Source organism: Kitasatospora sp. P5_F3 (assembly GCF_054049135.1).
The window spans coordinates 78784-99286 of record NZ_JBFUMY010000031.1 but is presented as its reverse complement, the minus strand read 5'-3'; the positions used below and the strand labels follow the sequence as shown (position 1 = coordinate 99286).

At 73.1% G+C, this 20503-nt stretch carries 21 protein-coding genes and 1 riboswitch; of the genes, 10 read left to right on the top strand and 11 right to left on the bottom strand.

Features of this window, described 5'->3' with window-relative positions; all coding sequences use genetic code 11:
• Positions 1-15 precede the first annotated feature (15 nt).
• A complete protein-coding gene (locus tag ACXJMZ_RS19520; RefSeq protein WP_457031329.1) occupies positions 16-390 on the top strand; it encodes a glyoxalase superfamily protein in 375 nt (124 codons plus the stop codon).
• Between the two features lie 34 nt (positions 391-424).
• Here the strand turns inward: ACXJMZ_RS19520 and ACXJMZ_RS19515 are convergent, their stop codons facing one another.
• Together ACXJMZ_RS19515 and ACXJMZ_RS19510 are read right to left on the bottom strand one after the other, a co-directional pair.
• Complete coding sequence (locus tag ACXJMZ_RS19515) at positions 425-727, bottom strand: hypothetical protein (protein ID WP_184913213.1); 303 nt, start codon at positions 725-727, stop codon at positions 425-427.
• Between the two features lie 130 nt (positions 728-857).
• Complete coding sequence (locus tag ACXJMZ_RS19510) at positions 858-1796, bottom strand: phosphatidylinositol-specific phospholipase C (protein WP_457031328.1); 939 nt, start codon at positions 1794-1796, stop codon at positions 858-860.
• A gap of 149 nt (positions 1797-1945) precedes the next feature.
• Here ACXJMZ_RS19510 and ACXJMZ_RS19505 point away from each other — a divergent pair, with 149 nt between their 5' ends.
• From ACXJMZ_RS19505 to ACXJMZ_RS19485, 5 genes are all read left to right on the top strand, one after another.
• On the top strand, positions 1946-2500 hold the full coding sequence (locus ACXJMZ_RS19505) for a hypothetical protein (protein ID WP_457031327.1): 555 nt from the start codon (positions 1946-1948) through the stop codon (positions 2498-2500).
• 22 nt (positions 2501-2522) lie between these two features.
• On the top strand, positions 2523-2849 hold the full coding sequence (locus tag ACXJMZ_RS19500; RefSeq protein ID WP_457031326.1) for a hypothetical protein: 327 nt from the start codon (positions 2523-2525) through the stop codon (positions 2847-2849).
• Between the two features lie 174 nt (positions 2850-3023).
• Positions 3024-3512: a DUF1877 family protein gene (locus ACXJMZ_RS19495; protein ID WP_457031325.1), complete on the top strand. Its 489-nt coding sequence runs from the start codon at positions 3024-3026 to the stop codon at positions 3510-3512.
• A 114-nt stretch (positions 3513-3626) separates the two neighbouring features.
• The gene (locus ACXJMZ_RS19490; RefSeq protein WP_457031324.1) at positions 3627-3935 is read left to right on the top strand and encodes a hypothetical protein; all 309 of its coding nucleotides are present in this window, start codon (positions 3627-3629) and stop codon (positions 3933-3935) included.
• Between the two features lie 78 nt (positions 3936-4013).
• Complete coding sequence (locus ACXJMZ_RS19485; RefSeq protein WP_457031323.1) at positions 4014-4385, top strand: hypothetical protein; 372 nt, start codon at positions 4014-4016, stop codon at positions 4383-4385.
• Between the two features lie 15 nt (positions 4386-4400).
• On the opposite strand, the gene ACXJMZ_RS19480 is transcribed toward ACXJMZ_RS19485, so the two are convergent.
• Together ACXJMZ_RS19480 and cobC are read right to left on the bottom strand one after the other, a co-directional pair.
• The gene (locus ACXJMZ_RS19480; RefSeq protein ID WP_457031322.1) at positions 4401-5303 is read right to left on the bottom strand and encodes an intradiol ring-cleavage dioxygenase; all 903 of its coding nucleotides are present in this window, start codon (positions 5301-5303) and stop codon (positions 4401-4403) included.
• Positions 5304-5390: 87 nt separating this feature from the next.
• Positions 5391-6794: an Rv2231c family pyridoxal phosphate-dependent protein CobC gene (gene cobC / locus ACXJMZ_RS19475; RefSeq protein ID WP_457031321.1), complete on the bottom strand. Its 1404-nt coding sequence runs from the start codon at positions 6792-6794 to the stop codon at positions 5391-5393.
• Between the two features lie 137 nt (positions 6795-6931).
• Between cobC and ACXJMZ_RS19470 the strand changes: the two genes are divergently transcribed.
• A complete protein-coding gene (locus tag ACXJMZ_RS19470) occupies positions 6932-7483 on the top strand; it encodes a GNAT family N-acetyltransferase (RefSeq protein WP_457031320.1) in 552 nt (183 codons plus the stop codon).
• On the opposite strand, the gene ACXJMZ_RS19465 is transcribed toward ACXJMZ_RS19470, so the two are convergent.
• The 5 genes from ACXJMZ_RS19465 to ACXJMZ_RS19445 are packed head-to-tail and all read right to left on the bottom strand — an operon-like array spanning position 7456 to position 13909.
• Entirely contained in the window at positions 7456-8835 is a 1380-nt protein-coding gene (locus tag ACXJMZ_RS19465) for a cobyrinate a,c-diamide synthase (RefSeq protein WP_457031319.1), read from the bottom strand. The genes ACXJMZ_RS19470 and ACXJMZ_RS19465 overlap by 28 nt on opposite strands.
• Before the next feature lie 4 nt (positions 8836-8839).
• On the bottom strand, positions 8840-9445 hold the full coding sequence (cobO, locus tag ACXJMZ_RS19460) for a cob(I)yrinic acid a,c-diamide adenosyltransferase (protein ID WP_457031318.1): 606 nt from the start codon (positions 9443-9445) through the stop codon (positions 8840-8842).
• A gap of 2 nt (positions 9446-9447) precedes the next feature.
• On the bottom strand, positions 9448-11457 hold the full coding sequence (locus ACXJMZ_RS19455) for a putative cobaltochelatase (RefSeq protein WP_457031317.1): 2010 nt from the start codon (positions 11455-11457) through the stop codon (positions 9448-9450).
• Positions 11454-12971 carry a cobyric acid synthase gene (locus ACXJMZ_RS19450; protein WP_457031316.1) on the bottom strand — a complete coding sequence of 506 codons (1518 nt, stop codon included), beginning with the start codon at positions 12969-12971 and terminating at the stop codon, positions 11454-11456. The genes ACXJMZ_RS19455 and ACXJMZ_RS19450 overlap by 4 nt, the downstream gene beginning before the upstream one ends.
• A complete protein-coding gene (locus ACXJMZ_RS19445) occupies positions 12968-13909 on the bottom strand; it encodes a cobalamin biosynthesis protein (protein ID WP_457031443.1) in 942 nt (313 codons plus the stop codon). The genes ACXJMZ_RS19450 and ACXJMZ_RS19445 overlap by 4 nt, the downstream gene beginning before the upstream one ends.
• An 82-nt stretch (positions 13910-13991) precedes the next feature.
• A riboswitch (cobalamin riboswitch) is annotated at positions 13992-14191 on the bottom strand.
• Positions 14192-14314: 123 nt separating this feature from the next.
• Here ACXJMZ_RS19445 and ACXJMZ_RS19440 point away from each other — a divergent pair.
• The 3 genes from ACXJMZ_RS19440 (at position 14315) to ACXJMZ_RS19430 (ending at position 16966) form a co-directional block, all read left to right on the top strand.
• Positions 14315-14716 (top strand): YidB family protein, encoded by a 402-nt coding sequence (locus ACXJMZ_RS19440; protein WP_457031315.1) that lies wholly within the window; start codon positions 14315-14317, stop codon positions 14714-14716.
• A 321-nt stretch (positions 14717-15037) separates the two neighbouring features.
• Positions 15038-15727 (top strand): helix-turn-helix domain-containing protein, encoded by a 690-nt coding sequence (locus tag ACXJMZ_RS19435; RefSeq protein ID WP_457031314.1) that lies wholly within the window; start codon positions 15038-15040, stop codon positions 15725-15727.
• Positions 15728-15847: 120 nt separating this feature from the next.
• Positions 15848-16966, top strand: coding sequence for an alpha/beta hydrolase family protein (locus ACXJMZ_RS19430; RefSeq protein ID WP_457031313.1), 1119 nt, complete (start codon positions 15848-15850; stop codon positions 16964-16966).
• Positions 16967-18622: 1656 nt separating this feature from the next.
• Here the strand turns inward: ACXJMZ_RS19430 and ACXJMZ_RS19425 are convergent.
• On the bottom strand, positions 18623-19507 hold the full coding sequence (locus ACXJMZ_RS19425; RefSeq protein WP_057240193.1) for a CDP-alcohol phosphatidyltransferase family protein: 885 nt from the start codon (positions 19505-19507) through the stop codon (positions 18623-18625).
• Entirely contained in the window at positions 19494-20183 is a 690-nt protein-coding gene (locus ACXJMZ_RS19420) for a phosphatidylserine decarboxylase (RefSeq protein ID WP_221503563.1), read from the bottom strand. Before ACXJMZ_RS19420 ends, ACXJMZ_RS19425 begins: the two co-directional genes overlap by 14 nt.
• Positions 20184-20503 lie beyond the last annotated feature (320 nt).

Genomic DNA, 20503 nt, shown 5'->3' with positions numbered 1-20503 from the left:
GGTAGCGTCGCGGACATGGACTGGAAACTCGAACTGGTGGCGGTCCCGGTCACGGATGTGGACCGGGCCAAGGCGTTCTACACCGATCAGGTCGGCTTCCACGCCGACCACGACCACACGGTCAGCGACACGATGCGCTTCGTCCAGCTGACGCCGCCGGGCTCGGCCTGCTCGATCGCCCTGGGGAAGGGGCTGCTGGACACCCCGCCGGGCTCGGCCCAGGGCCTGCAGCTGGTGGTCGCCGACATCCACGCCGCCCGCGCGGAGCTCTCCGCGCAGGGTGTGGCGGTGAGCGAGGTGCAGGAGTTCCCGTGGGGCTCCTTCGTCTTCTTCGCCGATCCGGACGGCAACGGCTGGGCGGTCCAGCAGCTCCCCGCCAGGGCCGGCTGACACTCGGTCAGCCGGCCCTGCCTTGGCGCCGGACTCAGAGCAGCGGACCGCTGCCCGCCAGCGACGGGGCCCCGCCGAGGGCGTGGGACAGCTCGGCGTCGCCCTCCACCGAGAGGGCACTGTCGGTGCACTGCTGTACCAGCCCCGCCACCGGGAGCGGCTGGGCCGCCATCGCGGTCATCGCGAAGGCCTGCTGGGCGCCGAGCTTGCCGACCTCCGAGCAGGTGGTGTCCAGCGCCGCACCGGTCGGGTCCGGGGCGGCCCAGGCGACGGCGGGCGCCGCCCCCAGGACTGCGAGTGCGACGGCGGAGACGGAGGCGGCGGTCTTGCGAATCATCAGGTCTCTTTCCCAGGGCGTTCCGGAACCATCGGCGATCATCCCGCCCCGGACCGCCGCCGCCCCGCCGGACACGCGCCGGTTCCCCGGAAGGGGTGACGACGGGGCGTCAGCCGGCTGACAGAGCCGGTCAGATGAAGTTCTTGTCGATCAGCAGCTGCAGGGCGTTGGTGTGGAAGTCGGGGAAGTCCATCGGCACCACACCGAGGTTGGCCCGCTGCAGCTTTCGGGCCTCCAGGTACTCCCAGGCCTTCTGCATGATGGTCTGGGAGGAGTACTTCGGCCACTCGCCGTTCCCGAGGCTGGCGAAGTTGATGTAGAGCTTCGCCGAGTTCTGGTCGTTGAAGGCGTTGTCGAACTGCCGCTGCACGTACGAGGACCACTTGGTGCTGCTGCTGATGCCGGTGTACCGGTCCTGCAGGTTGATCACGTCGTTGGACAGGAAGCCGTTGTCCCCGCCCGGCCAGTGCAGCACGGACCAGTCGTTGGCGAAGTCGGTCAGCAGCACGATCCGCCCACGCGCCTCGCCGAGGGTGGGAAACCACGGGTTGGTCCAGAACAGCGGCCGGTAACCCTTGGTGTCCAGATAGCCGTTGAAGATCCGGGCGAAGTCCGCGCCGACGTCGTTGTTGGTCCCGTTCTCCTTCTTCACCCGCATCAGCAGCACCTCGCCCGGGTGCCCGGCCAGGAAGCTCCGGCACTGGTTCAGCACCTGGTCGAACGTGGTGCCCTGGTACCACCCGCCGTGGTAGATCCCGAACGAGTCCGGCGCCCCCGCAAGGCCGTTGCACCGGATGTCCAGGAACCGTATGCCGCGCTCCAGTTGCTCCGGCACGCCCCAGTTCTGAGTGTGCGACCACTCCGTCCCGTTCGCCGGGTCGGTGCAGCACGAGTCGTGCGTCCCGGGGACGGTCATCCGCAGCAGCGACCGCCCGTCCGGCAGCCCCGCCATCCACGACCCGGTCGGGGGGACGGCGGCTCGGGCCGCGCCGGTGCCGACTGTGCCGAGCGTTCCGACGGCCAGCGTGGCGGCCATCGAGCCGAGGAGCGTGCGACGTGACAGGTTCATCGGTGCCTCCGGGGAAGGGAGTTGACGGTGAGCAGCCACCACGGTCCCGCCACCCGAGCCCGGCTCACAAGACCCCCGACGAAAACCGCAGGCGGTCGAGTGCCCGGAGCGCCTACGGTGCCCTTCACGTACCGTCCCGAGGAGTCCCGATGCCCCGACCGATGCTCCTGCTCGACGTGGACGGCCCGTTGAACCCGTACAACGGCAAGCCGCACCGCCGCCCCGAGGGCTACCTCACCCACCGGGTCCGGCCCGCCTCCTGGATCGCCCGGCAGATGCAGTGGCAGCACCGGCCCGCCGACCGGGTCCGCCCACTCCGGCTCTGGCTCAACCCGGACCACGGCCCGGCCCTGCTCGCCCTCCCGTACGACCTGGTCTGGTGCACCACCTGGACCGACGAGGCCAACACCTGGATCTCCCCCCTGCTCGGCCTGCCCCAACTCCCGTACGTGGACTGGCCGTCCATGCACCAGGGCGACCCCGAGGACCTGCACTGGAAGACCCGCCACCTGGTCACCTGGGCCGCCGGCCGCCCCTTCGCCTGGGTGGACGACGAACTCACCGAACGCGACACCACCTGGATCGCCACCCACCACCCGGCCCCGTCCCTCACCGTGCACGTCGACCACCGCTTCGGCCTCCAGCCCGAGCACTTCACGGCCCTCGCCGCGTGGGCAGCCGGGTTGGCGCTTGGCCAGTCGTAGCGCGCGTCACACACTGGACTGCATGGCAAGGACCAGGATCAGCATCACCCTCGATCGCGATCACGCCGAGCGCATCCGGGCGCATGCCGAACGCGCGGGGATGGACGTTTCGGCCTACCTCATCAACGCCGCCACCCGGCAGATGGCTGAGACCGAGGCGGCCGAGGCGCACTTCGCCCCGATCGACGCGGTGATCGGCGCAGCGGAGGCGGAAGCTGCTGAGCTGCCGCCACTGCCGGAGGTCACCGACGACGAGCTGACGGAGGAGGAGCGGCGGCAGGTGGCGGAGGCATTGGGGCTCGTCCATGGCGACGACGTTTCTGCCCGTCGCCCGGGAAACCCCGCGTGACCCTGTCCGTGGAGCGGCGACGGCCTCGGCACAAGCTGTAGCCAACTGCCGGCCACGCTCCTCGCTGATCGTCTCCGCCGCCACACACATAGTCCAGCGAGCCGAAACTCGCGTGACGTGACGGGAGGACACCGCCAGACTCCCTTCGTGGCCCTTACCCAACAACTCGCACGCGTGAGCCTTCAGTACTTGGCCCAGTGCCGTGAGACCGCTGCGGATTCGCAGGAGAACGACCCCGGCTGGAACCCGCCGGCCGAGGACACCCTCGACCTCGACTGGGCGATCTGGGGCCTGATCAAGTTGTTCCACTGGGCCAACGTCGATGCCGCGCACACGAACGCCCTTGAGCGAAGCACCACCGACGAGACCGAAGGTGACATCGGATTTCTCGATCACACTGAGGTCTACGACGGCTTCGGTGCCCCTCCCGCCCTTCTCCCGCCGGAGCTCGTGACCGAGATCGCCCACGCCCTCGATGCCATTGACGTGAGCCAAGCCATCGCCCAGCTTCCGAAAGACAGCGCGGAGGCAGCCCGGGCATGCGGCTTCGAAGGCTTCGACGGGAATCTCCCGGCATACCTCGGCCGGCACTTCGACGCGCTGCGGGACTTCTACCGCGCCGCATCCCGCCGTCGCCTCGCGGTTGTGACCTGGGTTGATTGAGCAACCTCGACCAGCGCGTCGGCGTTCAGCTCGCCACCCATGTCCTGGCAGGGTCGCCGCGTGACTCGTCACAGCGCCTTGCCCCAGCCGGTCGCAGCGGTCGATCATTCGCGGATGAGACCAGAGGTGCAGACCTTCGCAGCGGACGGCCCTCTCCCCGACTGGGACGCCGACGAGGAGGAGATCGACCGACGGGTCGAGCAGCTCGAAGCCATCGCCAAGCCCGTCACCGGTGAGGAGGCCCAGGCGCTGGTCGCCTGCTTCGGCCCGGACGACTGCTACGGCGTCGCCTGGACCCTGCTGCACCTCATCGAGACGGGCCCCAGCCCGGTCCTGACCGCCGAGCCCGCACCCGACGCCAACGACTGGCACCACACTCTCTGGACCCGAATCGTCAACAGCGGACTCGCCCCCTCAGCTTGACGCGCCAACTCCGCGCGATGCCTGCTGGGCCGGTCTACGACACAGGCAGGCAGACGGCACGGCGGGCGGCGAATGGGTTTGACGTGGTGCAGGTGGGGCGGCCAGGATGCGTCGATCTTCCGTATCGGGCCGGTGCTGCTGGTGCTGTCCGAGGTGATGGCGGTCCGGGGCGGGGTGAGGAAGAGTGCCGGGTTGATCGCGGATCCCTGGACGATTCGGATCACGGAGCAGTCGTACTCGCTGAAGACGGCCGCGAGTGAGGCGACGCTGGAGTGGCGGCTGTACCGGCAGGTGACCGGGCGGGCGGGGTTCTGGTACCTCCACCAGATCACCAAGGCGGTCGGGTTCATTCCGCAGGGGGCCTTCGACGAGGGGCAGCGCGCGGAGCTGGCGGAGTTCTTCGCCCGCACGCTGCCGCCCGTCAAGCGGCCCTGGTACCGGCCGTTCTGACGGCCCGACAGGCCGCTACTTCCCGTCCTTGTCGGGGTCGACGCCGAAGGTGATGACGCCGAGGTAGCCGTCGGCATCCTCGGTGATCTTGAGGAGCATGGACTCCTTGTAGATGCTGTCGGCGTCGTTGAAGGTGTCGCGGTTGGTGTGCTTGGCGTAGGGCTGCTGGGCGAAGACCTTGGAGTTGAGCGACTCGTCCATCATCAGCTGGGTGGTGAGGGTGCGTTCGTTGTCGATGTGCACCATCGCGTGGATGTGGACGGTGCGGCCGACGTACCAGCCCGGCCAGATGGTGGTGAACTGGACGATGCCGTCGCTGTTGGTGACCTGGGCGCCGCGCAGGTAGCGCTTGTCGTCCGTCGGCGTGAGGTCCCCGCCGCCGCCACCGCCGCCACCACTGCCGCCGCCGGGCCCGCCGGACGGGGGAGCGCCGGTCGGAGCGCCCGAGGGCGGAGTGCCGCCACCACCGCTGCCGCCACCCGGACCGCCACCGCCACCGCCGCCCGAGGAGAGGGACTCGGCGCCGGAGTAGAGGCCGGCCGCGTCGCAGTGCCAGATCTCGACCACGGCGTTGGCCAGCGGCCCGCAGGCCTCGCTGTCCTGGACCCGGATGGCGATACGGAGCTTGACGCCTTCCCGGTCCTCGCGGATGTCGCTGCGGATCTTGTCGGCGTCGAAGTAGTACGGGCCCTGGGTGGCCTGGGGGGAGAGCGAGCAGGTGCCCGCGCCCGCGAACAGGGCGGTGAGGTCCTCCGTCGTGCTGGGGGAGATGCTGGCCGTGGCGCCGGTCGTGGTCGTCGCGGTGGTGGACTTCGGGCTGCCGCAGGCGGCGAGCAGTGCGCCGAGCCCGATGCTGCTGATCCCGGCGAGCGCGGCCCGGCGGCTGACCCGTTGGCCCTCGTGGTGGTCGTGTCCCATGGCTGTGCTCCTCGGTCTCCTGGGTCAACTGCCAGGGAGCCTAGGAACGCCTGGTGAGAGCGGTCTGTGTGCCGGATGAGGGCGGGATCAGTTCTGGACGAGAGCTGAGAGTACGCCGAGGAAACGGTCGGTGGTGGCCTCGTCCCGGACCGCGATCCGGAGCCAGTCAGGCCCGAGGCCGGGGAAGGTGTCGCCCCGGCGGAGGGCGAAGCCCTCGTCGCGCAGCCGGGTACGCAGCACAGCGGCGCCGGGCGTATGGATCAGCACGAACGAGGCAGCCGGCGTGCCGTGCACGGTGATCCCTGGCAGCTTGGCCAACCCCCGCAGCAGATGGGCACGTTGGGCCGCCATGGTCTGCGTGGCGGCCTCCGCCTCGGCCAGCGCGGCGGGCGCGCTGCACGCTTCGGCGGCGGCCAGCGCCGGGGTGGAGACCGGCCAGAGCGGCTGGGCCGCGCCGAGCCGGGCGATCAGGTCGGCGGGGGCGAGGACGTAGCCGATCCGCAGTCCGGCCAGGCCCCAGGTCTTGGTCAGGCTGCGTAGCACCACCACCCGGCCGGGCAGGTCGCGTACGGCGGCCAGGCTCTCGCGCTCGCCGGGGACGGTGTCGATGAACGCCTCGTCCACCACCAGGGTCCGGCCCGGGCGGGCCAGTTGGGCGAGGTCGGGGTGCAGTACGGAGGTGGGGTTGGTCGGGTTGCCGATCACCACCAGGTCGGCGGCGTCCGGCACCGCGCCGGGCATGAGCCGGAAGCCGTCGGCGGGGGAGAGCAGCACGCGGTGCACCTGGTGCCCCGCGTCCCGCAGCGCAGCCTCCGGTTCGGTGAACTGCGGGTGCACCACCACAGCATGACGTGGCGTCAGCACCCGGGCCAGCAGGACGAAAGCCTCGGCCGCCCCCGCGGTGAGCAGCACCTCCTCGACCGGCCGGCCGTGCCGGGCGGCGACGGCGGCCCGGGCGGTGCTGCCGTCGGGGTAGGCGGCGAGGTCGGCCAGCGTCGCGGCGAGGTGCTCCCGGAGCCAGGCCGGCGGGGTGCCGGTCCGGACGTTGACGGCCAGATCGACCAGGCCGCCGGTGCGGACCTCGGCGTCGCCGTGGTGCCGCAGGTCGGGTCCTGGCCCGGCCACGGCCACCGTCGCGCTCGCCGACTTCCGCTTGGCGGCCAGCAGTTGGCCGCCGGGCGCGGCCGAGAGCAGGGCGGCGGCCTCGGCCACCCCGGAGGTACCGGTGGCGGCGAGCACGAGGTCGGACGGGTTCGGCACCGCGACGGCTGCCAACTCCTCGGCGGAGTGGCCGACCAGCGGGACGGCGAGCGCCTGCGCGGCGGCCAGCAGACCGGGTTCGGCGGCCTTGGCGGCGACGGTGGCCAGCCGGGCCACCTCGCTCCGGCTCCGGCCGAGCGCGGTCAGTGCGGCGTCGATCAGGTCGAGCAGCTCGGCGGCGGGGACGCCGTTGCGCGCGCCGACCCCGACCGTAAGGGAGGGGTGGGTCACTGCTGGATTCCTCTCGACGGCCGGTGCTCGGGAAATCCCACCACGGTGCCGCTGAACTGGTCAATCGTGCGGGTTGTGAGGTGCGACGCGCCGTAAAAGCGGTGGACACCGGCCACCACCTGAACGAGCATCCGCCTGTGACAGAACGAGCAGCACCCTGGACCTCCGCCCCCGCCGCCAGCACCCAGGTCAGCCTGGTGCAGGTGCCCCGCGCCGCGATGGCCGCCCTGATGGTGGGCGACCTCGACGGCGCGGCCGGCGCGAGCGGCCTCGCCTTCCCCGCCGACCTGGCCGACGGCCGGATGCTGGGCGTCTGGGCCCGCCGCTACCACCAGACCGGTGACGACCCGTCGAGTGCCGAGTGGGTGACCCGGGCGGTGCTGGCCGACGGTGTGGTGATCGGCGCGGCCGGGTTCCACGGCCCGCCGGACGAGCGCGGCATGGTGGAGGTCGGCTACGGCGTGGCCGAAGGGCAGCGCCGCCAGGGGTACGCCAAGGCGATCCTGGCCGCGCTGCTCCGGCGAGCCGTGGAGGAGCCGACCGTGACCGTACTGCGGGCCACCATCAGCCCGGACAACGCCGCCTCGCTGGCCACGGTCGCGGCCTTCGGCCTGGTCCACGTCGGCGAGCAGTGGGACGACGAGGACGGCCTGGAGCTGATCTACGAACTCCCCACCGCAGCCGAGTAGTCGGCGGCCGCCCGGACGAACCGCGAGGCGAGTTCGGGCGCCCCTGCCCAGTGCAGGTGCAGGTACGAGGCGTGCACCGAGCCGCTCACGAAGCCCTCGGTGCGCGACCCGGTCGGGCCCCGCCAGCCCCAGGCCGGCGGATCGCCCGCGCCCGGCTCGCAGACCGTCCGATGGAACTCGTGCCCGCGCAGCCGCGACCCGGTCGGGGCCAGCACACTGTCGGTGAGCGCGACCGCCTCCCGGTAGCCCAGGGTGAGGCGCTCGGTCATCCGGGCCGTGGTGTTCAGCACGCCGCACATCGGCGCCCCGTCCAACTCCTGCCCCAGGTACAGCAACCCGGCGCACTCGGCGCTGACCGGCGCCCCGGCGGCGGCCAGCGCGGCGATCGAGGCGCGCAGTCCGGCGTTCGCGCTGAGCTCCTTGACGTACATCTCCGGGAAACCGCCGCCGATCACCAACCCGGCTGCACCGGCGGGGAGTTCGGGCGCGTGCAGTGGGTCGAACGGGACCACCTCGGCACCTGCCGCCGCCAGCAGCTCCGCGTTCTCCGCGTACGAGAACGAGAACGCCGCCCCGGCCGCCAGCGCCACCCGCGGCCGTCCGGACACCGGCGAGACCTCTTCCGCGGCCGACCACGGCTGGGCATCCAACGGCGGTGCGCTGCGGGCCAGTTCGAGCAGGGCGTCCAGGTCGACCGAGGCGCCGATCAGCTCACCCATGTCCCGGACCGCGCGCAGGGCGTCCGCCGAGCGCTCCACGGCCGGGATCAGGCCCAGGTGCCGGGACGGTGTGGCGACGGCGGCCGAGCGCCGGACGCAGCCGAGCACCTCGACCCCGCCGCCCTCCTCCAGCGCCTCCCGGAGCAGCTGCTCGTGCCGGTCCGAGGCGACCCGGTTGAGGATCACCCCGGCGAGCCTGACCTCCGGGTCCCAGGAGGCGAAGCCGTGTACCAGCGCGGCCACCGAGCGGGACTGCGAGGAGGCGTCCACCACCAGCACCACGGGCGCCCGGAGCAGCTTGGCGACATGGGCGGTCGAGGCCAGCTCGCCCCGCCCGGCGGCGCCGTCGTACAGCCCCATCACGCCCTCCACCACGGCCACATCGGCCCCGGCGGCGCCGTGCAGGAAGAGCGGGGCGACCCGCTCTGGCCCGCACATGAAGGCGTCCAGGTTGCGGCCAGGACGCCCGGCGGCGAGCGCGTGGTAACCGGGGTCGATGTAGTCCGGGCCGACCTTGTGCGGGGAGACCGCCAGGCCGCGCGCGGCGAGGGCGGCCATCAGGCCGGTGGCGACGGTGGTCTTGCCCGCGCCCGAGGAGGGCGCGGCGATCACCAAGCGGGGGATGTTGTTCAACGGACTACCACTCGATACCGCGCTGGCCCTTGCGGCCGGCGTCCATGGGGTGCTTCACCTTGGTCATCTCGGTGACCAGGTCGGCGAGTTCGAGGAGTTCGTCCTTCGCGTACCGACCGGTGATCACCACGTGCTGGCTGCCGGGGCGGTTGCGCAGCACCTCGACCACCTCGTTCACGTCGACCCAGCCCCAGTGCATGGGGTAGGTGAACTCGTCCAGCACGTAGAAGCGGTACGTCTCGGTGGCCAGGTCGCGCTTGACCTGCTCCCAGCCCTCCTTGGCCGCCTCCTCGCTGGACTCGACCATGTCGGCGGAGCGCTGGACCCAGGACCAGCCCTCGCCCATCTTGTGCCAGTCCACCGTGCCGCCCTCGCCGGAGGCGCCGAGCACCTTGAGCGCGTTCTCCTCGCCGACCTTCCACTTGGCCGACTTGACGAACTGGAACACCCCGACCGGCCAGCCCTGGTTCCAGGCCCGCAGCGCCATCCCGAAGGCGGCGGTGGACTTGCCCTTGCCAGGGCCGGTGTGCACGGCGGTGATCGGCAGCGTACGGCGCTGGCGAGTGGTCAGACCGTCGTCGGGGACGGTCTCTGGCTGGCCCTTCGGCATGGTCAGGCTGCCTTTCGGATCGAAGCGGAGGAGGGCCGGTGCGCGTGCACCAGGGCGGCGACGCCCTCGGCCCGGAGATCGTCCAACGTGACGGCGGAGGCGTTCAGTTGGGCCGCCAGCGTGTGCGCGAGACCGAGCCGGACGTGGCCGGACTCGCAGTCCAGTACGACACTCGCCACGCCCTGGGCGGCCAGCAGCCCGGCCGCCCGGCCGGCCTGCGGCAGCGCGTCCTTGCCACCGGTGGCCCGGCCGTCGGTGACCACCACCAGCAGCGGGCGGCGGTGCGGGTCGCGCATCCGCTCCACCCGGAGCGTCTCGTGCGCCCGGAGCAGCCCGGCGGCCAGCGGAGTCCGTCCCCCGGTGGGGAGTTGCTCCAGCCGGGCCGCGCCGACCTCGACCGAGGAGGTCGGCGGCAGCGCCAGCTCGGCACCGCTGCCCCGGAAGGTGATCATGCCGATCTTGTCCCGCCGCTGGTAGGCGTCCATCAGCAGCGAGAGCACCGCGCCCTTGACGGCGGCCATCCGCTGCCGGGCCGCCATCGACCCGGAGGCGTCCACCACGAACAGCACCAGGTTGGACTCCCTTCCCTGGCGCACCTGTTCGCGGAAGTCGTCCTTGCGTAGCACCAGTGCCCGCGAGTCCCGTCCGCGCGCGGCCTGGTGGGGCGCGGCGGCCTGGAGCGTGGCACTCAGGTGCAGCCGGCTGAGCTGGCCCTGCGGGCGGCGGGAGCGGATGGTGTGCCCGCCGTCCGTCTCGGCGGGGGAGCGGCGCCCCTGGGCGCCCTTGCCGGTGCCGGGCACCTTGAACAGCCGGGTCCGGTACGGCTCCCCGGCCGAGGCCACCGGCGCCTTGCTGCCGCCGCCCTGGGCCTGGGAGGGCAACTCCGGCTCCCCGGCGGGCTCTTCGGCGGCCGTCGAGCCGTCAGGGGCGTCGCCCTGCGGCTCGGGAGCGCCGCCGCCGTCACCGTCGGGGCCACCGCCGTCCGGGTCCTCGGGGCCTTCGGAGTGCTCGTCCAGGGTCCGGTCGAGCTGCTCCTCGTCCAGCCCGGGGGCGTCGAACGGATTGCGCCGACGGCGGTGCGGCAGGGCGAGCTGGGCGGCCTTGCGGACGTCCTGCTCGTTCACCTCGGTCCGGCCCTCCCAGGCGGCCAGCGCGATGGCAGTGCGGGCCATCACGATGTCCGCGCGCATCCCGTCAACCTCGAACGCCGCGCAGACGGCGGTGATCTGACGCAGCGCCACATCGGTCAGCTCCACCGAGGGAAGCAGCGCCCGGGCAGCGGTGATCCGTTCGGCCAGCGCAAGCTCCTCGGCCGCGAACCGGGCCGCGAAGCCGTCCGGGTCGGCGTCGTACGCCAGCCGGCGGCGGACCACCTCGGCCCGCTCGTCCGGCTCCCGGGTGGCGGCGATCTCCACCGTCAGGCCGAACCGGTCGAGCAGCTGCGGCCGCAGCTCGCCCTCCTCCGGGTTCATCGTGCCGACCAGCAGGAAGCGGGCCGCGTGCCGGACCGAGACGCCCTCCCGCTCGACGTACGAGCGGCCCATCGCGGCGGCGTCCAGCAGCAGGTCCACCACGTGGTCCTGGAGCAGGTTCACCTCGTCGATGTAGAGCACGCCCCGGTGCGCCTTGGCCAGCAGGCCGGGCTCGTACGCCTTGACGCCCTCGGCCAGCGCGCGTTCCAGGTCGAGCGAGCCGACGATCCGGTCCTCGGACACGCCGACCGGCAACTCGACCAGGTAGGCCGGGCGTTGGTGGCCGTCGACCGAGGCGTGCGGGCCGTCCGGGCACCCCTGGTCGGGGGAGGCCGGGTCGCAGGAGAAGCGACATCCTGGCACGGTGTCGATCGAGGGCAGCAGCCCGGCCAGGGCCCGCACCATGGTCGACTTGGCGGTGCCCTTCTCGCCGCGCACCAGCACCCCGCCGACGGCCGGCGAGACGGCGTTCAGCAGCAGCCCGAGCCGCAGGTCGGCCATGCCGACGATCGCGGTGAAGGGGTAACGCACGTCGGTCATCGGTCGGTCTCCGTAGCTCGGGGTGCCCCGGGTGGGACGAACGGCAGGTGGGCGGGGGCGCCGCCCTCGATCAGCTTCCACAGCGCGTCGGTGTCGGCGTGCTCCTCGATCAGGTCGCCCAGCCGGTCCAGGCGTTCCTCCCGGGCGGCGGCGAATGAGGTGTCGGGGGCGGGGACGAAGGCCCGGCCCGCCTGCTCGGCCACCTCGCGCAGCAGCGCGCGGCGGAAGCCGTCGTTCTCCAGCGCACCGTGCCAGGTGGTGCCCCGGACCGAGCCGACCCGGCAGCCGTCCAAGAAGGGGTCACCGCCTTCGACGGTCACCACCCCGTGGTGGATCTCGTACCCCTCCACCCGCTCGCCGAAAGCCTCGCCGACCGGCCGGGCCAGCACCTTCTCCCGGCCGAACACCACCCGGGTCGGCAGCAGGCTGAGCCCCTGGACGGTGCCCGCCTTCGACTCCACCTGATCCTCGATCAGCTGACCGAGCATCTGGTACCCGCCGCACACCCCGAGCACCGGCAGCCCGGCCGCCGCCCGCGCCTTCAGCACCGGCTCGATCCCGCGCTCGCGCAGCCAGGCCAGGTCGGCCACGGTGGCCCGGGTGCCGGGCAGCACCACCAGGTCGGCGTCGGCCAGCTCCTCGGCCCGGGTGGCCCAGCGCACCAGCACGCCCGGCTCCTGGGCCAGCGCGTCCAGGTCGGTGAAGTTCGACAGCCTCGGGAAGCGGACCACCGCGACCCGCAGCACGTCCGCCCCGACCGGGCCGCGCACCGAACCCTGGTCCACCACCGTGGTCAGGTCGAGCGAGTCCTCGGCGTCCAGCCACAGGCCGGAGAGCATCGGCAGGGTGCCGAGCACCGGACGGCCCGTCAGCTCGCGCAGCATCTCCAGGCCGGGCGCCAGCAGCCGGGCGTCGCCCCGGAACTTGTTCACGAACCAGCCCGCCACCAGCGCCTGGTCCTCCGCCGAGAGCAGCGCCAGCGTCCCGTACATCGCGGCGAACACCCCGCCCCGGTCGATGTCGCCGACCACCACCACGGGCAGCCTCGCCGCCGTGGCCAGGCCCATGTTGGCGATGTCCCGGTCCCGCAGGTTGATCTCGGCGGGCGAGCCGGCGCCCTCGCAGACCACCACCTCGTACCGGCTGCGCAGGTCGGCCAGGCACTCCAACGCCCGCTCCAGCAGGACGGGCTTGCGCTCGCGGTAGTCCAGCGCGCCGACCTCGGCGACCGCCCGGCCGAGCAGCACCACCTGGCTGCGGCCGTCCGCACCGGGCTTGAGCAGCACCGGGTTCATCGCCGCCTCCGGCTCCACCCGGGCGGCCTGCGCCTGCATCGCCTGGGCGCGGCCGATCTCGGCGCCGTCGGCGGTGACGAAGGAGTTCAGCGACATGTTCTGCGCCTTGAACGGGGCCACCCTGACGCCCTGTCGGGCCAGCCAGCGGCAGATGCCCGCGGTGACCACGCTCTTGCCCGCGTCCGAGGTCGTTCCGGCGACCAGCAGTGAACCGCTCACGACTTCCTCCACGCGTACAGGGCCCGGCCGGTCACGGTGACCGCCAGCGCCAGGGCTCCGACCCGCCGGGACAGCGCGCAGGCCCGCTCGATGTCATCGACCGTCACCGGCCGCAGCTCGCCGCCGAGTACGGGCCGGTGCTCGACTCGCTCCCCGTACTGGAGCGTGCCGCCCAGCCGCACCCCGAGCGCCCCGGCGAAGGCCGACTCGGCCTGCCCGGCGTTGGGGCTCGGGTGTGACGAGCCGTCACGGCGCCAGACCCGCCAGGCGGTCCGCGGCTCGGCCGCGGCCGCCACGGTGAGCAGTGCGGTCAGCCGGGCGCCCGGCCAGCCCGCCAGGTCGTCCAGCCGGGCCGACGCCCAGCCGAACCGCAGGTGGCGCGGGGAGCGGTGACCGACCATCGCGTCCAGGGTGTTGACGGCCCGGAAGGCGAGCAGACCGGGCGTACCGGCCAGCGCGCCCCAGGTGAGCGCGTTCACCACGGCGTCGGCGGTGTTCTCGGCGACGGACTCCACCACCGCGCGGGCGATCTGCGGCCCGTCCAGCGCGCTCGGGTCCCGGCCGCACAGGTGCGGCAGCCGCTCCCGGGCGGCCGCCAGGTCGTCCGCCGCCAGCGAGCGGCCGATGGTGCGGGCCTCCCGGGTCAGCGAGGTGCCGCCCAGCACCGTCCAGGTCGCGGCGGCGGCCAGGCAGGCCCGGGCCAGCGGCGCCCGGCGCAGGGCGCGCTCGGCGAGCACCGCCCCGGCCGCGACGGTGCCCACACAGGCGGCGGTGTACGCGGCGCCGGCCGGACGGTGGTCACGCCAGAGGCGGCGCTCCAGCCGGGTGGCGGCGGAGCCGAAGACGGCGACGGGGTGACCCCGACGGGGGTCGGCGAACCGCGCGTCGGCCAGGTAGCCGGCGACGGATCCGAGCAGGAACGGGAGCGCGGGGGTCAGTCGGCGCACGACGGCGACGGGTCGGCTCGGTCCTGGGTGGCCGGCATGGCGTGGGTGTCCTCACTCAGGGTCCGCGCCCTGGATCGACGTACCGGGGGTGAGAGTCTCCTGGCTTCCGGGTCCGACACACCCTCGGGCCTTCCAACAGCCGCCGCAGCGGGCCGTCGTGACCATATGTCGAGAGTGCTCCCCGGTGACAGTGGCGGGACCGCGCCGGACTCGCACCGGCTTCCTCTACTTGCCTCCGTTTGGCTGAAGGATCCCATCACGCGGCCGGACAGGCAGTCAACAGAGGGCGCGGAGGGGTTGGTCACACGTCTGTTCGCCCCACCGAGCGGGGTGCTCCCGGGCGGGTGAAGCTGGCCCTGGCGCGGCGTCGGTCCGCGCCCGAACTGGAGGACGGTCATGACCGATCTCGGCAAGCTTCTCGGGGGTCTGCTCGGCGGCACGGGCGGTAGCGCAGGCAGTGGGGGCAACCTGCTGGCCATGCTGCTCGGCGCACTCGGCGGCGGCCAGGGGGCGGCGGGCGGTCTCGGCGCACTGCTCCAACAGCTGACCCAGGGCGGCCTCGGCTCCCAGGCCCAGTCCTGGGTCGGCACCGGCGACAACCACCCGGTCACCGGCGCCGAACTCGCCGCCGCCCTGCCCGACCGCGAGCTGGACGACCTGGCCGAACAGTCCGGCCTCTCCCGCGAGCAGGTCGCCGAGCAACTCGCCGCCCAGCTCCCCACCGCCGTCGACCAGCTCACCCCGACCGGCGAAGTGCCGACCCCGGCCACCCTGGACGAGCTCTTCGGCAAGCGCTGAAGCCACCTGCGCTCCGGGCTCAGCCATCAGGGGCTCGGGGAACTGCGACGCCGACCTCTGGAGCGTTGCACCTATGTGGATGGTCAGGCACTTTCGCAGTGACCCCGGCGCCAGATCTCCTCGCAGTTCCCCGAGCCCCTGACCGTAGATGCTCAAGCACCTGCCAACAGTGCAGCCCTGCAACGTGGCTACCTCCGAGTACGAGGGCTGATCAGGCGTCAGCGGCTGTAGGAATCGCCAATGCCCCGGCAGAGCGCCCCCAGGGGCTTCGTGTGTTCAGCGGGTGCTCGGGCAGCCCGCCCGGGCCTAGCGTCTGGTGGCATGCGACGAAGACCGCCCGCCCCCMCCCCCGTGCCCTTCTCGCCGACTGCGGCGCGGTCCCACCGGGCCGGCCTCGGCCTGACCCCGGATCAGGTCGCCGAAGGAATGGCCGCGCACGGCGTCCGTCTGCTGCCGATGCACGTGATCGGCTGGGAGACCGGTGAGTTCCGGCCGTCCGAGGAGGAGTTCATCGCGCTGGCCCGGGCCCTCTGGTGTCCGCCCGCCCAGCTGATGGGCACCGCACCGGCCACCCTGCGGGACTTCCGGGTGGCCCGCGAGCTGTCCCAGGAGCAGGCCGCCGAGCGGATCGGTGTGACCCTCCGGGCGTACGAGCAGGCCGAGCTGGCCGGCAAGTGGGGCGGAGACGCCGCACAGACGTACGCGCTGGCCCACGCGCTGGGCATCGGGCTGCGGATGCTGGTGCACGTGACCCACCGTCAGGACGAGCTCGACCGCTGCCTGCGCCAGTGCGTGGACGGCCGCTGGCAGTCCCAGGTGAAGCCGGTCGCCAAGATGGTGCCGGTGTCCCGGCCGGTGCTGGAGCGGGCCCTCGCGGAACTGCAGGGCGAGTATCTGGTGCCGATGCACTGGGGCTCCTCGCCGAGCCCGGCCGAGCAGCAGCCGGTGAAGCCGCACGCGCAGCGGTTCTGGGAACTGCTCTCCCTGCACCCCACCGACATCCCGGTCTGACGGACCGTCCGCTCCCGAGGCCGTCCGCTCCCGGACGGCCCTGCCCCGGTGGCAGCGCGGCGCCCGTGCCGATGGAATGGACCGCATCGTCCCGTCCGCCACAGCACACCGGGGAGCGCAATGCGTTGGGGAACTGCGGCCATGGTGGCCGCCGCCGCAGTCGGAGCAGGTACTGCGGCCGTCCTGCTGCTCGGCCGCAAGGCGTCCGACGGGGTGGTCAGGCCCGGGCGGGCCGAGCCCGGCGCCGACGCCGACCTGCGGGTGCACGACCTGGCCCCCGGCGGGGTGGTGATCACCCGCAGCACCGCCACCGCCCGACCCGGCCGGTACGCGCTGGAGTGGCGCGACGGCGGTCACGCGGTGGTCGGCGAGGTGCTCGCCACCGGCCCGCAGACCGTCACCCGCCGCCTGGAGCAGGTGGACGGCGGATCCCTGCAGATCGGCGACAAGGTCGAACTGACGCCCCGAGTGTACGTCGGTGACCCGGGCTCGGCCTTCGGTCTCCGCCACACCGACACCGTCGCCAAGGGCGACCTCGGTGACCTCCCGGCCTGGTACGTCGACGCCACGCGCGGTACCTGGGTGATCCTGGTGCACGGCCCCGGCGCGGACCGTTCACAGGCGCTGCCCGTCCTCCCCCTGCTGCACACGCTCCAGCTGCCCACCCTGACCGTCACCTACCGGGGTGACGGGGACGCCCCGGCCTCGCCGGACCGGCTCGGGCACTTCGGCGAGACCGAGTGGCAGGACGTCGAGGCGGCGATCCGGCTGGCCCTGGACAGCGGCGCGGGCCGGGTGATCCTGTACGGCTGGTCGGTCGGCGCCACCATGGTGCTGCAGGCTGCCGCCCGGACGGCCTGGCCGGAGGAGGTGGCCGGGCTGGTGCTGGACTCCCCGGTGCTGGACTGGTCGCAGACCGTCCGCCGGGAACGCGCCAAGGCCGGGGTGCCCGCCGCGCTCGCCGAACTCGGCGCCCTGGCCGCCGAGGGCCGCAGCCAGGTCGACCTGGCCGGCTTCGCCCGGCTCGCCTCCGGCGTCGACCTGCACGTGCCGACCCTGCTGCTGCACAGCCCCGCCGACTCGATCGCCCCCTGGGACGCCGCCGCCAGGCTGGCCGAGCTGCGCGGCGACCTGGTCAGCCTGCACCCCGTCCCGCACGCCGAGCACGCCGCACTCTGGAACGCCGACCCGGCCGGCTACTCGGAGACCCTCCGCCGCTGGCTCACCCCGCTGCTCTAGCGGTGGCCCCGAATCGACGAACGGGCTCGTGAAATGACCGCTGGAGTCTGGTTTGCCCCTTGCCGGGGAAAAGGCGATGTGACAGAAGGCCCACGCACGGGGAAGACTGCACGGCGTGACGTCTCGGAATTCGCGCGACCGTGATGCCCCGCTCCCGCCGACGATCGGTACCGGGGCGACGGTGACCCGTCTCCCCGGCACGGCCCGCCGCGGTGACACCGCACAGCCGGGCAGCACCCCCAGTACCACCTCCACCCCCCGCCGCCGTACCCCCGCACCCAAGCCCGGCCGTGGCCGGGCCCCGGTCCCGGAGGGCTTCCCCGCACCCGCCGAGCTGGCCCCACTGGCCCGCCGGATGCTCGCCGACGCGGTCCGGATCGCCCGCTGGGCCGGCGAGCTCGACGAGGTCGACAAGCGCGGCGAGCTGCTCCCCGAGGACGCTCGCGCGGCCGGCCGGGCGCTCGCCATGACTGTCGGCGCCGCCGCCAACGCCTGGGGCCAGGCCCTGCTGGTCGGCCTGGTCGAGGCCCGGGACGGCGGTGCCACCCCCGGGTGGCGGCTGCACGCCTGGGAGCACGACGACGAGGCCGTGGTCCGTGGCTGGTCCGCGCTGTTCGACGCCTGGACCCTGGTTGCCCCGATGCCGCCCGCCGCGATGCGCGGCGTCTTCGCCGTGCTGGCCGGGCAGGCCGTGGACCAGGCACCCCAGCTGCTCTCCTTCCTGCACCTGGTGGACGGCCCGGTGGCCGACAGCGAGCTGCTGGAGCTGCTCCGCCGGGGTCTGGACGAGCGCAGGGTGGCCGCCGGGGCCACCCCGCTGTCGCCCGTCCCGCACGCCGCCTCCGCCGTCTCCGCGGTCCGCGGCACCTGCCGCGAGCCGCAGATCGACACCCCGCACTCGCCCGCCGACGTGGCGGCCGTGCTGGACTGGATGCTGGACGGCCTGGCCGCCGTCGGCGCGCTCACCCGCCAGGACGAGGCGGCCGAGCTCTCGCCGCTCGGGCACTGGGCGGTCCGGGCCAAGCTGGAGGAGATCTGCACCGTCGCGCAGACCGCCGCCGGCCACATCGAGCAGAGCGCGCTGGAACTGCTGGACGCCTGCGCCAGCTACTCGCCAGGACCCGCCAGGGCCGAGTACCGCGCCTGGGTCGCGGCCCGGCCGGTGGACCGCGCGGTGGCCGAGCTGCTGGACGCCGCCCGGGGCGACGACGCACTGCTGCGCGGCCTCGCCTTCGAGGCGCTCCGGGTCGCCGGGGGCACCGCCGAGCAGGCGGTCCGGGCGGCCGTGGACGAGGGCGTCCTGCGCCCCTACGCGCTGCTCTGGCTGGCCGAGCAGTCGGACGAGGTCGGTGTGCTGCCCTCGGACGTCCTGACGGCCGAGGACGCCGCCTGGCTCTGGGTCGACACCGCCGCCGCCGTGCTGGACCACGGCGAGACCGGCCTGCTGGTCGGTCACGTCGAGGGCGCCTCGGCGGGGGAGCCGGTCCGGCTCTTCAACCGGGCCCGGCAGTCCGGCCACCCGCGGGCCGCCTCGGTCCTCACCGCCGTCGCCGGGGTGCACCCCGACCCCGCGGTGGCCCGGGCGGCGCGACGGCGCGGAAGGGCCCCTCTCCCGAGCGGGAGAGGGGCCCTTCGCGTGCTCTTCGGGATCCGGCGTCAGCAGCCGCGCGACTCGGCGCGGCGGGCGCGGACGTCCCCGACCTTCTGGCCCACCTTGCGGCGGATCACCAGCAGCGGTGCCATCGCGGCCAGCGTGATCTGGGCGATCGCACCGACGTGCATCAGGGTGTCACCACCGGGCAGACCGGCGGCCCAGGCAGCCAGGCAGCCGATCGAGACCACGATCCAGCAGAGCGTGGCCGTTGCCAGCAGGCCCTGCGGCTTGGGGTACTCGATCCGACTGACCATCAGGTACGCCACCCCGAAGATCATCAGCAGGCCCGGCACGAACGGCGGGTCCAGCAGGACGATCGCGATCACCGTCATGGCACCCATCGGGCAGGGCATGCCCTGGAAGATCCCCGGCTGCATCTTGACGGCCGAGAACCGGGCCAGCCGGAGCACCACCGCCAGCAGCACGGTGAGCGCGATCAGCGCGGAGAAGCGCTGGTCCTGACCCGGGCTGACGATGCCCCAGACCGCCACGAAGTAGGCGGGGGCGATGCCGAAGCTGATCAGGTCGGCCAGGTTGTCGAGCTCCGCACCCAGCGCCGAGGAGCGCAGCTTGCGGGCCACCAGGCCGTCGAACAGGTCGCACATCGAACCGATCAGCAGCAGCGTCACCGCGGTGGCGGCGCTGTGCTTGTCGGGGCCGGCGGCGGATGCGCCGGTGATGTGCGGCATCAGGACCCCGGTGGTGATCGAGTAGATCGCCAGGAAGCCGCAGACGGCGTTCCCCAGGGTCAGGAAGTCGGCGGTGGAGAGGTGCTGCGGCGAGCGCGGCGCACGGAGCTCGCGGTCGCGCGCCCAGCGGCGGCGGCGCAGGTCCGTCTCCTCGTCCTCGTTGAGGCCGACTAGCGTCTCAGGATCAGTCACGGTCAAGGCGCGTCACCCCGGCAGTGGTCTTCTGGCCGACCTCGACGCCGACCTCGACGCCGGCCGGCAGGTAGGTGTCGACCCGGGAACCGAAACGGATCAGACCGATCCGGTCACCCTGCTCGACCTTGGTACCGGCGTCGACGTACGGCACGATGCGACGGGCCACGGCCCCCGCGATCTGCACCATCTCGATGTCGCCGAGCTCGGTGTCGAAGTGCCAGACGACCCGCTCGTTCTGGTCGCTGTCCTTGTTGAACGCCGGGACGAAGCCTCCGGCGACGTGCTCGACGGACGTCACGGTGCCGGGCAGCGGCGCGCGGTTGACGTGCACGTTGAGCGGGCTCATGAAGATCGCCACGCGGGTGCGGCCGTCCGGCCAGGCGTCGATCGACTGCACGACACCGTCGGCGGGTGAGATGACCCTGCCGGTCCCGATCTCACGCTCGGGGTCGCGGAAGAACCACAGCATGCCCGCGCTGAGCGCACAGGCCGGTACCGCCGCCACGGCCCACTTGCCGCTCCGCCTGGTGAGGGCGGTGGTGAGGGCGGCGGTGGCCAGCGTGGGGACGAACCAGGGGGTGGCTCCGCGCGCGATGGTGACGCGTGGGCGCCGACCGTTCGCCGGGGCGAGGGCATCGCCGACCGGAGCGGAGGAGTGAGGGGACGGGCTGATGGGCATCGAATACCTTAGTCGCGGGCCCCGACTGGCGGAGCTTGGCACCTGGACGGGGGCCAACCGCGGGATCGAGTGATAAAGGGACGGCGTGCTGTCCCGGTGGATGCTATCGGGACCAGGCGGTAGGTGGGCAAGCCGCCTGCTGCTTGAGGTGTCCTGTGCGGTGCCGATCCGTGCCTGCTATGTGTACGACCGTAGCTCGGCCGACACCGGTTCCCCAAGGGCTCCGACATGCCGCGTGACCCATGTCTCAGTGCGTACGCGGCCCACGGAGGGGTCTCCGGAGGCGCGCGGATGCAGCCGTAGGGCGCATACCGACCGGT

Excerpts from the sequence above, each read along its gene's own strand:
- ACXJMZ_RS19520 (WP_457031329.1), top strand. The coding sequence starts at position 16 with ATGGACTGGAAACTCGAACTGGTGGCGGTCCCGGTCACGGATGTGGAC.
- ACXJMZ_RS19515 (WP_184913213.1), bottom strand. The coding sequence starts at position 727 with ATGATTCGCAAGACCGCCGCCTCCGTCTCCGCCGTCGCACTCGCAGTC.
- ACXJMZ_RS19510 (WP_457031328.1), bottom strand. The coding sequence starts at position 1,796 with ATGAACCTGTCACGTCGCACGCTCCTCGGCTCGATGGCCGCCACGCTG.
- ACXJMZ_RS19505 (WP_457031327.1), top strand. The coding sequence starts at position 1,946 with ATGCCCCGACCGATGCTCCTGCTCGACGTGGACGGCCCGTTGAACCCG.
- ACXJMZ_RS19500 (WP_457031326.1), top strand. The coding sequence starts at position 2,523 with ATGGCAAGGACCAGGATCAGCATCACCCTCGATCGCGATCACGCCGAG.
- ACXJMZ_RS19490 (WP_457031324.1), top strand. The coding sequence starts at position 3,627 with ATGAGACCAGAGGTGCAGACCTTCGCAGCGGACGGCCCTCTCCCCGAC.
- ACXJMZ_RS19480 (WP_457031322.1), bottom strand. The coding sequence starts at position 5,303 with ATGGGACACGACCACCACGAGGGCCAACGGGTCAGCCGCCGGGCCGCG.
- cobO (WP_457031318.1), bottom strand. The coding sequence starts at position 9,445 with ATGCCGAAGGGCCAGCCAGAGACCGTCCCCGACGACGGTCTGACCACT.
- ACXJMZ_RS19455 (WP_457031317.1), bottom strand. The coding sequence starts at position 11,457 with ATGACCGACGTGCGTTACCCCTTCACCGCGATCGTCGGCATGGCCGAC.
- ACXJMZ_RS19440 (WP_457031315.1), top strand. The coding sequence starts at position 14,315 with ATGACCGATCTCGGCAAGCTTCTCGGGGGTCTGCTCGGCGGCACGGGC.
- ACXJMZ_RS19430 (WP_457031313.1), top strand. The coding sequence starts at position 15,848 with ATGCGTTGGGGAACTGCGGCCATGGTGGCCGCCGCCGCAGTCGGAGCA.
- ACXJMZ_RS19420 (WP_221503563.1), bottom strand. The coding sequence starts at position 20,183 with ATGCCCATCAGCCCGTCCCCTCACTCCTCCGCTCCGGTCGGCGATGCC.